Genomic DNA, 12,987 nt, shown 5'->3' with positions numbered 1-12,987 from the left:
AGATGCTTGACTTTTGCTGCTTGGTTTCTGCTTTGTGCAAAACTTCCAAACGCAGCAATAACGTTAACAAAGCCGAGCGTTAGGGAATTGTAAAATCATAACAACTAGTTAACCTGACATGAGGGTGAAACAATGGCATTTAGAAACGAAGAGGACAAAAAAGCCTACTGGAGTGAAAACCTAGCACTCCTCGCTAAGCTTTTAGTCGTTTGGTTCATCGTATCATTTGGTGCCGGCATACTGTTTGTCGATATCTTAAATGAAATTCAGTTTTTTGGCTTTAAATTAGGCTTCTGGTTTGCACAACAGGGCTCAATTTACGTATTTGTTGCATTGATCTTTGTCTATATGGCGAAGATGAACGCCATGGACAAACGCTACGGCGTAGATGAGGAGTAAATCATGGACGTTCAAGCTTTAACATTCATTATCGTTGGCGCGTCGTTCGCGCTGTATATTGCAATTGCAATTTGGGCCCGCGCCGGGTCGACAAATGACTTTTATGTAGCAGGTGGTGGCGTACCGCCTGTTATGAACGGTATGGCTACGGCGGCAGACTGGATGTCGGCTGCATCGTTTATCTCTATGGCGGGCCTTATCTCATTCATGGGCTACGATGGTGCGGTATACCTTATGGGCTGGACCGGCGGCTACGTTCTACTTGCACTTTGTTTAGCACCTTACCTACGTAAGTTTGGCAAGTTTACGGTACCTGACTTTATTGGCGATCGCTACTACTCACAAACCGCACGTACGGTTGCGGTATTTTGTGCCATCTTCGTTTGCTTCACCTATGTAGCAGGCCAAATGCGTGGCGTAGGCGTGGTATTCAGCCGCTTCTTAGAAGTGGATATTGTGTCTGGCGTAGTTATCGGCATGGTTATTGTGTTTTTCTACACCGTGCTTGGCGGTATGAAAGGCATCACTTATACTCAAGTAGCGCAATATTGCGTAATGATATTCGCTTACATAGTGCCTGCCGTGTTTATCTCAATGATGGTAACAGGACACATCCTGCCACAAACTGGCTTTGGGGCAACTTTAGCTGACGGTTCGGGGATGCATATGCTGCAGAAACTCGATAATTTATCCGTCGAACTCGGGTTCAATGAATATACGTCAGGAACGAAAAGTACTATCGATGTATTCTTTATCACCTTTGCACTAATGGTGGGGACTGCGGGTCTTCCACACGTTATTGTTCGCTTCTTCACTGTGCCTAAAGTTCACGATGCACGTAAATCTGCCGGCTATGCCTTAGCATTTATCGCCATTCTTTACACTACAGCACCGTCGTTAGCAGCGTTTGCCCGTGTGAATATGATCGAAACCATTAACGGCCCTGAAATGACGGGTACCAGCTATGAAGAAGCGCCGTCGTGGATTAAAAACTGGGAACAAACTGGCCTTATCTCATATGAAGATAAGAACGGTGATGGCAAGATGTTCTATTCGGGTGATGAGCGCAACGAAATGAAAGTTGACCGCGACATCATGGTATTGGCTAACCCTGAAATTGCTAATTTACCAGCGTGGGTTATTGCACTCGTTGCCGCGGGTGGTGTGGCAGCAGCCCTTTCTACTTCAGCGGGCTTGCTGCTGGTTATTTCAACCTCTGTATCACACGACTTACTGAAGCGGAACTTTATGCCGAATATTACCGATAAAGCCGAGCTTATGTATGCGCGACTGGCTGCTGGTGTGGCGATAGTGATAGCGGGTTACTTCGGTATTAATCCACCTGGATTTGTGGCGCAGGTGGTGGCATTTGCCTTCGGCTTGGCGGCGTCGAGTTTCTTCCCGGCAATTATCATGGGTATCTTTAGCAAGCGTATGAACGATAAAGGTGCTATTGCTGGGATGATTTCAGGTATCGCGTTTACTGCGGCTTACATTATTTACTTTAAGTTTGTAAACCCAGCGGCTAATACGCCTGACAACTGGTGGTTTGGTATCTCTCCTGAAGGCATTGGTACTTTGGGTATGATGGTGAACTTCATTGTGGCTTTCCTTGTGTTCAAAGCAACAGATGAAGCGCCAGAAGAAATCCAAGAACTGGTTGAAAGCATTCGTTATCCTAAGGGAGCGGGTGAAGCATCAGCGCACTAAGCTAATGTTGCCTAAAGATAGGCTTTAGCAAAATAAAACCAATCTACTGGCGAAAGTGAGTAGGTTGGTTTTTTCTTTTTGTGTACCGGACAATTTCTATGACTGCAATGGCTAAGCAAGTTGAAGACTTTCTCAATACATCAGCGCCTTTCGAACTACTAGATAATGATCAGAAACACGCGTTGGTAAAGCACACAGAACTTATCTATTTAACTAATGAAAATGTTAACGATGTTTTCAAAGATAAGGTGTCGCTGTTTCTTATTCAAAGTGGACAGTTTTCTGTGAAAGATTCCGATGCTCCCACGCGCCACTTGAGTGATGGGGACTATTTCGGTTATACGAATATAATAGAAAAGAGCAATTTCCCACTAAGCATAACGGTCGACAGCCCTGGGTTGGTCTATTGTTTCGATGCGCTAGCCATTGAGCCTTTACTAGAGATCCCAGTAATACGGCACTTTTTTGATGGGCTTAGAAATAATGCACTTCAAAATCACGCTATAGCAGATAGTAATTCAATGTGGCTCTACAAAGGCCTTACTGATGCTATCGAAAAAGCCCCGGTTTCCGTTGATGCTCAAACACCCATTACGGTTGCTGCTCAGTTAATGACGTCGCAAAAAGTTTCTTCTTTGTTGGTTACGCAAGAAGAGAAGCTTATAGGCATTATTACTGATCGTGACTTAAGGTCGAGAGTAGTTGCGGCATCTTTAGACATTCATCTCCCTGTTAGTCAGATAATGACGGCTAACCCCGCCCAAATTATGGGAAACAGAACGCTTTTTGATGCATTAGCGCTAATGACAGAAAAAAATATTCATCATTTGCCTGTTATCGACAACCAAACGCAAGTGCCGCTTGGAATGGTAACGGCCAGCGATATTATTCGTCATCAGCGGGGGAACGTACTGTTTATAATTGGTGAACTAAGCAAAGCCGAGAACTTATATGAACTCACTCGCCTCTCGTGGCAACTGCCTCACTATTTCTCTGCTCACGCGAAAAAAGCGGGTGATTACGATATTGCTGGAAAAATACTGTCACAAGCAACCGATATTATGACCAGAAAACTCATTGGTTTTTTCCAACAAGCTAACGGTAAAGCTCCCATGATGTTTGCGTGGTTGGTGTATGGCTCGCAAGCTAGAGAAGACCAAACTATGGGCTCAGATCAAGACAACGGCTTGCTTCTTGCAGAACGACCTTCCGAAGCGCAATCCGCATACTTTTCAAATATGGCTCAGTACGTATGCAACGGGTTAGCGAAGTGCGGTATTAAGCTGTGCGATGGCAATATTATGGCCAGTAACCCCAAGCTTAGGTTGTCATTGGATGAGGCTCTTGAAGAGGCGAAACAATGGGTAAAAGCGCCCACCAAAGATGCGATTATGCATTTTAATATTTTTCTTGATGTTCGATGTGCAGCGGGAGATATAAGCTTATTCAAGCACCTTCAAAAACGGCGTGCGCCTTTGATGCAGCAAAACATGTTTTTAGCAGCACTTGCCAGGCATAGTAATGAAATATCTGTGCCGCTTTCCATGTTTCAGAAGTTTGTTTATGAAAAGGGTAGAAAACAAAAAGACCTTATCGATCTTAAAACCCGTGCTGTCGCTTTAATTAATAATATCGCCCGAATTTACGCACTAGCCGATGGCGTGACTTTACCTAATACACTTGCACGCCTAGAAGTTCTTTCTGAACGCTCTCAACTATCGAAGCGTGATGCAACAAATCTTCGCGATATTTGGCTTTTCCTGAATCGCCTGCGCTGGCGCCATCAACTTGAAAACAAAGTTACCGACAACCGAGTGTCGATATCCAGCTTGTCCTCAATTGAGAAACATCAGCTTAAAGCGGCATTTAAAGCGATAGAGAGAACCAATCAAGCTATGGTGATGAAGTTTTCTGGCGGCGTAAGTTAACCGATATGATTAAAGAGTGGATTAAGGCATGCTCACAGGCGCTCTCTAGCAAAGCTAAGCTGAAGCAGTGCTTTAGCAATTTTGACGTTTATAAAACATCGTTCACCGCAGTTGATTTGGAGCTTACGTCTCTAAACCCTTCTAAAACGCAAATTACTTCCGTGGGTTATGTGAGTGGTATAGGTAGTCGTATTGATTTGTCTTCTTGCGGCTATCATGTCATTAATACAACCGCAGATTTAGGGCAAAGCCCGGTGATTCATGGGTTAACCCTTGATGTTTTGCAAAAAGGAGAAAACCTAGCGCAGGCAATTGATGCACTCGCACCCTTATTTCAACAACACGTACTTATTTTTCACAACGCTAGGCTAGACTTAACGGCGTTAAACAGAGCTTTTAAACAGTGCGGCGCACCAAAGATAAATGTGCTTTACATTGATACCCTGCAGCTTGCGCTATATCAGCTAAATAAGCAGCATCAAGTTTTGCCAAGTAATAGCGCTACGCTAAGTGTCTGCCGCCAACGCTTGGGCCTTCCTGCTTTTAATGAGCATAATGCGCTAGATGATGCGTTGGCTACACTGCAGCTCTTCCTAGCTCAATTGACTGAATTAGGTATAACTAGAGAAGCCACGCTGGACTGCTTAATTCACACTGGGGCTGTTGGACGCATTCAATTAGGCGATAGCTAGACAGTTTTCTGTGGTTGTGAAGAGCCGATGGTCTTTTCTTTTTTTGCAGACGAGAGTGAAGGGGATACTAACCGATTTCTGCCAGAGGTTTTAGCTGAATACAAGTTTTTATCCGCCTCAAGCATTACGAAATCAATCGTTTTATCATCGTTGGCGTTTTTTATCGCTAAGCCAGCACTTAGTGTTACACGCCCATACTCAGACGAACTATGGATAATGTTGAGGTCGTAAACGGTTTGCAATAAACGTTCGGCGACAGCTACTGCACCCTCCCCGTCAGTGCCTGGCAAAATCACTAAGAACTCTTCACCACCAATTCTAACTAACTTGTCCATAGGTCGAAGGAGTGCGTCACTTATCGTTTTGCTGACCTTCCATAAACAGCTATCGCCATCTAAATGTCCATACATATCGTTAAACAGTTTGAAGTGATCAACATCAAAGATAACAAGAGACAAGGGAGAAGCGTTACGCTCGCTGTCTCTTACAAGTCGGGGTAAAAAGTCATCCAAATAGTGCCTGTTGTAGGCCCCGGTCAGTTTGTCGAGATAAATCAGCGTTTCTAAGAAATCGCTTCTAAGTTTGTGGTGAATATGTGACTTAACACGATTGCGCAGCGTACAGGCGTTGACAGGCTTTACTACAAAGTCCACACAACCCGATGCCCAACAGCGTGATTCTTCCTCTTCAGTTGAAGAAGACGTTACAAAAATGACCGGTATATGTTCGCAAGAGGGGGTGGCGCGAAGCAGCGCAGTGGTATGGTGTCCGTCCATTTCTGGCATGGAAACATCCATGAGGATCAAGTCAGGCGTGTTGTGCTTGCAATACTCGATAGCCTGTTTACCAGAGTCAACAGAAAAACAATTTACTGTTTCTTCGAGTAAAGTTTCTAATACGAGTCTGCTGCTAGCTTGGTCATCGACTATCAATACGTTGCAATCAGCTAACGTACGACCCCCGACTTGGTCAATATACACTGGATCTCCTAAACACATGGGCATGGTCGAGTTTTCAAATAGTAAGAATACGCCTGAATCAAGAAAAGAACATTAATCAAAAGTGTAATATTTAAGCGCTGAGCATAACTTCTGATTTATCTGCCTTTTCTCAAAAAACTTTAATCCCCTGCAGCTTTTTTCTAGAAAAGAACGCATCTATTCAGTTTTATCGACGAATTGTTGCTTTAGATAAATAGATTGATAAACGCGAGGCCATAAACGCCAAGCGTGCAAAGCGCGCCTATCATGTAAAAATAGCTTCTTGTGCTAGGGTTCTTTTCCGTGGCAACAGCATAGTAAAGCGCCATATGAATGATACGACTTACTGCGAATGCCCAGACCAAAATGGCGAGCACGTCTGTTTGCGCTCCAAGGAACATGCAAAGTAGGGCGGGCAGGGTAAATTGATGAATATTTTCAATCGAGTTATGAAAGGTTCTGTGGCTTCTAAATACAAAGCTATCATGGCTTAATTCTTCACTGACTTTGCCAGGAATGTAGTGAGACTGCTTTCTATGTGCAACAGCGGCTACGATGTTTTGAACAAACACAGTCAAACTAATGACTAGTAGCCCAGCAATACTGTATGTGTAAACCGCAAACATTTGAACTCCTTCTCTGGTTTAGTGATAGACCTTTGATATTTATAAGTCTAGTGACATCGAGTTGATGGCCTTTATCTATTTTCCATTCTTAGGTTTTGACAAGGTCATTTAAAGGCTTTTGTAGAATTGTCTTTAGTTACGCGGGAATTGTTGGAAGAGATCTATGTATATATTTAGAGGAGCAAAGACCAAGCATCGTTGGTCTATGCTCTTCATTTACATTTTTGTCGGATAAATTACAGTGACGCCCTTACATCGGCGGGAAGTAATACTGAATCGATAACATGAATAACGCCGTTGCTGGTCATCACATCAGCTTTGATAACTTGCGCGTCGTTTATCATCACTTTTTTCATAGTATTTCCTTTAGCATGTAAATAAAATGTAAAAAGGTACTTTAGTGCTATAATTTTAAACTATCGAGTAACTAGAAAAGGTGCCTTAATATGAATACTCGACTAGTTTTCTTGCTACTATTTTGTAGCTTACTCGGCGCTTGCCAGTCTACCGAAAGTAAACATACAGTATCGCCTCCTACTTTATTAAACGACAACCTCTTCCCGTCCTACCATTTGTTTCCCGTAGAGACCATCGACGAAATTTTTCGTTTAGGTGAAGACGCTCAGCTTTTTGCTGAAAAAGCGGTATATGTCAAAAGCATTTCTAAGAAAAATGTTAAAGGACTTGTGAAAGCAATCTTCGATCATTCAGATTACGGCATGCTATATCGCAATAGTGCAAATACTACTGCGGATTCAACGTTTAATAACCGAGCAGCAAACTGTTTATCTTTATCAATTATGACGTACGCGCTGGCAGAGCATGTAGGTTTAGACGCAACTTTCTACGAGGTAGATATTCCGGAATACTGGACGCGAAGAGAAGGATATAGCTTACTAAACGGGCATATTAACATGCGTATCTCAATGCCTAGTGACAGCCAAATAGCATTAGTCGGAGGGACATGGGCAGACGTGGATTTTGACCCGCAAATGCTGCGAAATTATTTTCCCCGCAGGCCTGTGACAAAAAACAAAATAGTATCTATGTACTACAACAATAAGGGGGCAGATGCACTGGTAGCTAATAGCTACACTCGTGCTTACAGCTATTTTCGTGCAGCCGCTAGGTTATCTCCCGAATTACAGCAAAGCTGGGTGAATTTAGGTGTGCTATATAGAATGGTCGATGCTTATGACCAAGCAGAGTTGACTTACAAACATGCACTGTCGCTCAATGATGAAAACCTTACTGCATGGGAAAACTTATCTATTCTCTACACTCACCAAGATAGACGTGAGGAAGCACTGCTTATTACACAAATGGTTGAAAAGAAGAGAAAAAGTAACCCTTTCTATCATTATATATTAGGGGAGCAGGCTTTTGAGTCTGGCAATATTGAAGTTGCGATAACGCATTATGAACGAGGGTTAAAACTCGATAGCGTTCGTCACGAGATTCTGTTCGGTATGGCCAAAGCATATCATGAATTAGGTGATGCCAGCGAAGCACAGCGTTATCTAGAAAGGGCAGTGAGACATTCACCAAATGAACAGGAAAAGCAGCGCTATTCGTCGAAGCTGGCAACATTGGTGAGCAGTTAAAAAAAAGCCGCAGACTAGCTGCGGCAAAAGAATAACACTACAAAAGGAACTTAATTTATATAACGCCCAGCTCACGAAGGCGCTCTTGCAGGTATGACCCTGCGGTATGACGTTCTGAAAGAACAACATCTGGTCTAGGGTGTAAGAACAGTGGCAATGAGATACGAGATTTCGTCATGTCAGCACCATCTGGGTTTACAACCCTATGCGTAGTTGATGGGAAGTATCCGCCTGATGCTTCTTGAAGCATGTCGCCAATATTCACAATCAAGTTCCCGAAATCACAAGGAACTTCAATCCAACTACCGTCTTTAGCTTGTACTTGCAATCCAGGCTCGTTGGCTGCAGGCAAGATAGTAATCAAATTAATATCTTCGTGAGCAGCTGCGCGAATTGCGTCTACTTCTTCATCACCTTTTAGTGGTGGGTAGTGCAGTATACGTAGCAAGGTTTGATCAGAATCTTTGATCATGTCACCTAGCGGTTGACTGTACTTATCGCTCACCTCTGAAGGAGAATGTTTTTCTATCCAACCCAATAGCTCTTTCGCTAGTGTATTTGCTTCCCCATAGTACTGAGAAATCTGCGGGTGTAGTGCTTCTGGACACTGACCCCACGGATAGAAGTGGTAATACTCTTTAATATCTTTTTTCGTAAAGCCTTTGGCTACCTCAGAAACGCTCTGAGGGAAAAATCCGTCTTGTTTACCCTTGTTGTACAGGTAATCGTTCTTCTCTTCACTGTCGAAGAAGCCCTGCCAATTGTCGTAAATACCTTGAACTAATGACTGTTGGATAGGGTGATTTTTTAAAACACCGAACCCTGTCTCGCGAAGTGACTTCACGAATTCTTCTTGTGCGTTTTCCGCTTGGTAATCAACAGCAACTAATTGCATAACTTTATCCCGTATATTTTGACTGCGGCATTATAAAGGTAGACGGGCTACAGAAAAAAGTCGCAGAAATTGACATAAATCAACCCCGCGAGGAATTTGCGCGTAATCTACAGAAACCTGACCAGTTAGTCTAGTAAAATCTTGACCAACTGGTCCAAATTAATGAAATTTAACCAAGAGAGAGGTAAAAGCCCGCTAGCGCGGCACTCATTAAGTTAGATAACGTTGCAGCAATAACAGCTTTTAACCCCAGTCTCGCAATTTCTTTTCTGCGTGTTGGTGCCATAGCACCAATTCCACCCATCAAAATAGCGATAGAAGAGAAGTTTGCAAAACCACAAAGTGCAAAGGTGATAATGGCCTGAGATGCTTCAGATAGCTGCGATTGGTTTTCTAAGAAGTTAAGGTAAGCAACGAATTCATTGACCACCATTTTCTGACCAATAAAGCTACCTGCAAGTTGTGCTTCCTCCCATGGTACGCCGATTGCCCATGCGAGAGGTTGAAGTACATAACCCAGGATCCCTTCAAACGTAACGTTTTCATAGCCAAATAGCTCTGCTGTCCAGCCAATAAGGCCGTTGAACATGGCAATTAATGCTATGAAAGCGAGTAGCATTGCACCTACGTTTAACGCAAGCTGCATGCCTGACGCTGCGCCACTGGCTGCAGCATCAAAAACATTGGCGTAGCCGGTATCTTCCGCATCTACGTCATGTAAATCTTCATTGGGCTTACTGGTTTCTGGCAGCATTATTTTTGCCATTAGTAAGCCACCAGGCGCCGCCATAAAGCTGGCCGCCAATAAGTATTTCAGCTCTACACCCATACCGGCGTAACCGGCCATTACTGAGCCCGCAATGGACGCCAGGCCTCCGACCATAATCGCGAAAAGCTCAGAACTTGTCATATGGGGAATGAAAGGACGAACCACTAAAGGCGCTTCGGTTTGACCGACAAAAATGTTGGCAGCCGAAGACATGGATTCAGGGCGACTGGTACCCAGCGTCTTTTGTAAGAAACCACCGATTACTTTGATGATGACACCCATCACTTTGAGGTGATAGAGAACCGCGATAAGGGCAGAGAAAAAGACAATAACAGGGAGTACATTGAAGGCAAAAATGAATGCAATTGACTTGTCGCCAATAGGGCCAAACAGAAAGTTTATGCCCTCTTGGCTGTAAGCAATGATGTTGGCAACAAACTTGGTTGCACTCAACAATACTTCTTTACCTGTTTCAGAATACAGGACAAACGCGCCAACTGATGCTTGAATAGCAAATGCGCCGCCAACGGTGCGCCAATTTATACTACGTTTCGCCGATGATAACGCGAAAGCAATACCCAGAAGGACTGCAATGCCCAGTAAACCTACCATAGTAATGTTCCCTTAAAGAAGCGCTTGCTGAATGTGTGATTTGATCACATCTAATGCAATTTGGTTTTTGCCACCTTGCGTCACTACTACGTCGGCAGTGAAGCGGCTAGGTTCGATAAATTGATGATACATAGGCTTCACAGTTTCTTCGTACTGCTTGGCCACAGATTCAATGCTACGACCGCGTTCTTTAAGGTCGCGCATCATCCGGCGCATCAAACAAATATCAAGAGGAGTGTCGATGAAAATTTTCACGTCGTACAAGGGTAACAAGTCTGTTCGAGCAAGCAACATAATGCCTTCAAGAATGATGACTGGGGCGGGGTTTAGGCGCTCCGTCTCCGGTAAACGCGTATGCGTTTTATAGCAGTAGTGTGGGTAGTCGATAGGTTGACCGTCACGCAATGCTTGCAGGTGTGCTTTCAATAACTCATGTTCAAACGCATTTGGATGATCGTAGTTATTCTTCTCACGTTGTTCCATGGGAAGATGATCTTGTGCGCGGTAATAGTGATCTTCACGCAGCACTTGAACAGGGCGGCCTTGAGCACTGAAGCCGTTAAACAAATTTTTTGTAAAAAGAGACTTCCCAGAGCCGGAAGCTCCAGAAATGGCAATAATTAGTGGCGATTGCATAGTACTATAAAGCTGGTTTTGTTGGTGCAAAGATACGCGTTTAGGCCTCGCGAATCAATGTTATATTCACAAGTTATCACTTTTGGGCGCGGTCTTTGCTAGAACTTTATTGTGTTTTCAAGGTATTGCGGGCTGTTTTTAAAACTCGCATAAAATACGAAAAAGTTCTCCAATTGGTCAGTTTTTAACTGAACAAGTCAAAATATCGCTAGCTACCAATTATCTCTATATCGTCGTCCTTTATACTCGGTAACGCATACGAGTGCTGCTTAGAGCGAGAGCCCTCGCCCTGAGCCCGAGGTGGATAGTATATTTCTTTTTCTTCAGTGAATCCGGCAAACACTTCATCAAGGGCTGCACGGATCTCGCTCAAGGTTTTGTCTAAATTCGCATTGAAGTCTGGCCTTTTGCGTTTAGTATGCCCAAGTTCAATCAGTCTACCAAAGCTCTTGTTAGCAAGAATCATAAGTTCATGTGGTACATCTTTATGCGGAGGAAGCGGCTGATTAGGGTACTCAATACAAAACTTAACTAAAGCAGTATAGAAACATAATGGCTTATTCTGTAGTGCAACCACCTTGTCATCAACACCGTTTGAAAGTGTTTTATCTTTGAGATTAATAATGAGCTTCGGTGTTGGCGGCAGCGATTCTTCTTCAACAGCCGACACTTTCTTACGCTTTTTCGTTGCAATAGAAAATACTGGAAGTAGTAAAAGTGAGCAGAGCAATGCTATAAAACTAAATCCTACTCCACTCCATGACGACTTACTGCGCATCTCAACTACAATACGCTGCTCTGCATTTATCAGTAAGGTAGATGTCACGTTAGGGTATTGTGTGAAATCTTGAGATTGAATGCTGATTTCCTGAATATGGCTCACTAAAATAGGATAGCCTTCTTTGATTAGTTCGCTATTTAATCTATCTAAATAGCTATAGATAGCATGCTGATTGACCGGCGTATTAAGCGTTTCATTGCCCACATCTAGAAATGCGCTGTCTAGGCTTATACGACGTTCGACTTTATCTTGCGCTTCATGAATATCAGCTTTAAATGAAAAGTACTGGCCAATGAGCGCGATAGTCTGTAAGCACAGAAATAGCAGTGCCCAGTTTAACGTTATGCATGCAGGCGATTTGAACTTAGGTTTGATCATTTGTTACACCCCGCTTCAAGTGTAATATTTTTGTAATATGGTCGCGGGTGAGCCATTGCTATTTCATGTACAACAGACTGCATAGCACAGAACAAATCGGTGTTTTGTGTCTGCATTTTCAGGTACCACTGCATTCCACCTATGCTTTCTTGTAACGGTGTTGCGTAATTTCTTGAAAAGCGATCACTGTCATCTTCAGCCCAATAAGACGAAATAATGTCAACCTCACCTGCTAACAGTGCTCTGCGAAGCTCTTGGTGGGAACTGTAATATACAATTGATACGTTTGTGTCGCTTAACCCTAAATTTTGTAGAATAGTTTTGGGTACAATGTGGCCTGAGCGACTACTGGGGTAATCTAATAAACCAATTTTTTTACCAAGCAAGTATTCTTTACTTAATTGCGGGCGTTCGCGTAACGCAATGAAAAAGGCGCTGTAATTAGGGTGCGATGCCACTTTAGACAGCCCATATATTTGGTCAGCGCCAAACGCGTCGACCACGTTCTTTTTCACTAATGCAAGGTCAACAACGCCGTGGTTGATGTAGCGAAACGTGTCGTAGTCGCTTTGACCGATGATAATTTTAACTTCGCCGAATTGCCTCTTTGTTGTGCTGTCAGCGCACAATCTATCTCTTGCCATTTCAGCAATGCGACCATCGGTAACGTACACTGAAAAAATGTCGCTATTCGCACTTAATTTAGTTTCACAGTATAAAAATTGACCGGTTTGTGGGGTGATGTCATTATAAACATTGTTTTTTTGTAAATAGCTAAAAGTACCGCACGCGATAGCGACGATGACAAATAATATCCACTTTCCGGAGGCAACAATTCTAAAATTCGCCAAAAAAACGACCAAATGAATTAACGATTTATGTGGGGATTTCATCAGTTAAGGTTATTTATTGCAATAGGTAAATTTATTTTAAGGCGTTAAGTTATTGAAATAGTGTTTATTTTTATAGGTAAACCT

12 protein-coding genes and 1 pseudogene are annotated in these 12,987 nt (G+C 43.2%); 5 read left to right on the top strand and 8 right to left on the bottom strand.

The features are described from left to right. Window positions 1–132 precede the first annotated feature (132 nt). From ACX5KA_RS12025 to ACX5KA_RS12010, 4 genes are all read left to right on the top strand, one after another. Window positions 133–399 (top strand): DUF4212 domain-containing protein, encoded by a 267-nt coding sequence (locus tag ACX5KA_RS12025; RefSeq protein WP_039216401.1) that lies wholly within the window; start codon window positions 133–135, stop codon window positions 397–399. Between the two features lie 3 nt (window positions 400–402). Then, window positions 403–2,109, top strand: coding sequence for a sodium:solute symporter family protein (locus ACX5KA_RS12020; protein WP_039216400.1), 1,707 nt, complete (start codon window positions 403–405; stop codon window positions 2,107–2,109). A 98-nt stretch (window positions 2,110–2,207) separates the two neighbouring features. After that, on the top strand, window positions 2,208–4,037 hold the full coding sequence (locus ACX5KA_RS12015) for a putative nucleotidyltransferase substrate binding domain-containing protein (protein WP_239302092.1): 1,830 nt from the start codon (window positions 2,208–2,210) through the stop codon (window positions 4,035–4,037). Window positions 4,038–4,042: 5 nt separating this feature from the next. Beyond that, window positions 4,043–4,729 (top strand): 3'-5' exonuclease, encoded by a 687-nt coding sequence (locus ACX5KA_RS12010; RefSeq protein ID WP_239302093.1) that lies wholly within the window; start codon window positions 4,043–4,045, stop codon window positions 4,727–4,729. Here ACX5KA_RS12010 and ACX5KA_RS12005 read toward each other — a convergent pair. The 3 genes and pseudogenes from ACX5KA_RS12005 to ACX5KA_RS11995 form a co-directional block, all read right to left on the bottom strand. Next, window positions 4,726–5,709, bottom strand: coding sequence for a diguanylate cyclase (locus tag ACX5KA_RS12005; protein WP_239302094.1), 984 nt, complete (start codon window positions 5,707–5,709; stop codon window positions 4,726–4,728). The genes ACX5KA_RS12010 and ACX5KA_RS12005 overlap by 4 nt on opposite strands. Before the next feature lie 206 nt (window positions 5,710–5,915). After that, window positions 5,916–6,335: an MAPEG family protein gene (locus ACX5KA_RS12000; RefSeq protein ID WP_239302095.1), complete on the bottom strand. Its 420-nt coding sequence runs from the start codon at window positions 6,333–6,335 to the stop codon at window positions 5,916–5,918. A 236-nt stretch (window positions 6,336–6,571) separates the two neighbouring features. Continuing rightward, window positions 6,572–6,682 (bottom strand): annotated as a pseudogene (locus ACX5KA_RS11995) (fasciclin domain-containing protein); the annotation flags it as partial. A 99-nt stretch (window positions 6,683–6,781) separates the two neighbouring features. Between ACX5KA_RS11995 and ACX5KA_RS11990 the strand changes: the two are divergent. After that, window positions 6,782–7,939, top strand: a complete 1,158-nt coding sequence (locus tag ACX5KA_RS11990) for a tetratricopeptide repeat protein (RefSeq protein WP_458731243.1) — start codon at window positions 6,782–6,784, stop codon at window positions 7,937–7,939. Between the two features lie 55 nt (window positions 7,940–7,994). Here ACX5KA_RS11990 and ACX5KA_RS11985 read toward each other — a convergent pair whose 3' ends face one another. The 5 genes from ACX5KA_RS11985 to ACX5KA_RS11965 all read right to left on the bottom strand — a co-directional run bounded on the left by ACX5KA_RS11985 (window position 7,995) and on the right by ACX5KA_RS11965 (window position 12,903). Further along, the gene (locus ACX5KA_RS11985) at window positions 7,995–8,834 is read right to left on the bottom strand and encodes an isopenicillin N synthase family dioxygenase (RefSeq protein ID WP_014950810.1); all 840 of its coding nucleotides are present in this window, start codon (window positions 8,832–8,834) and stop codon (window positions 7,995–7,997) included. A gap of 169 nt (window positions 8,835–9,003) precedes the next feature. Beyond that, window positions 9,004–10,215: a NupC/NupG family nucleoside CNT transporter gene (locus ACX5KA_RS11980; protein ID WP_458731242.1), complete on the bottom strand. Its 1,212-nt coding sequence runs from the start codon at window positions 10,213–10,215 to the stop codon at window positions 9,004–9,006. A gap of 12 nt (window positions 10,216–10,227) precedes the next feature. Continuing rightward, window positions 10,228–10,851 (bottom strand): uridine kinase, encoded by a 624-nt coding sequence (gene udk, locus ACX5KA_RS11975; protein WP_014950808.1) that lies wholly within the window; start codon window positions 10,849–10,851, stop codon window positions 10,228–10,230. A 208-nt stretch (window positions 10,852–11,059) separates the two neighbouring features. Next, window positions 11,060–12,010, bottom strand: coding sequence for a hypothetical protein (locus ACX5KA_RS11970; RefSeq protein WP_039216394.1), 951 nt, complete (start codon window positions 12,008–12,010; stop codon window positions 11,060–11,062). Beyond that, a complete protein-coding gene (locus ACX5KA_RS11965; protein WP_039216393.1) occupies window positions 12,007–12,903 on the bottom strand; it encodes a PhnD/SsuA/transferrin family substrate-binding protein in 897 nt (298 codons plus the stop codon). The genes ACX5KA_RS11970 and ACX5KA_RS11965 overlap by 4 nt, the downstream gene beginning before the upstream one ends. Between the last annotated feature and the right edge of the window lie 84 nt (window positions 12,904–12,987).

It is taken from the genome of Alteromonas alvinellae (assembly GCF_902705805.1).
This window is presented reverse-complemented; position numbering and strand designations above follow the sequence as displayed.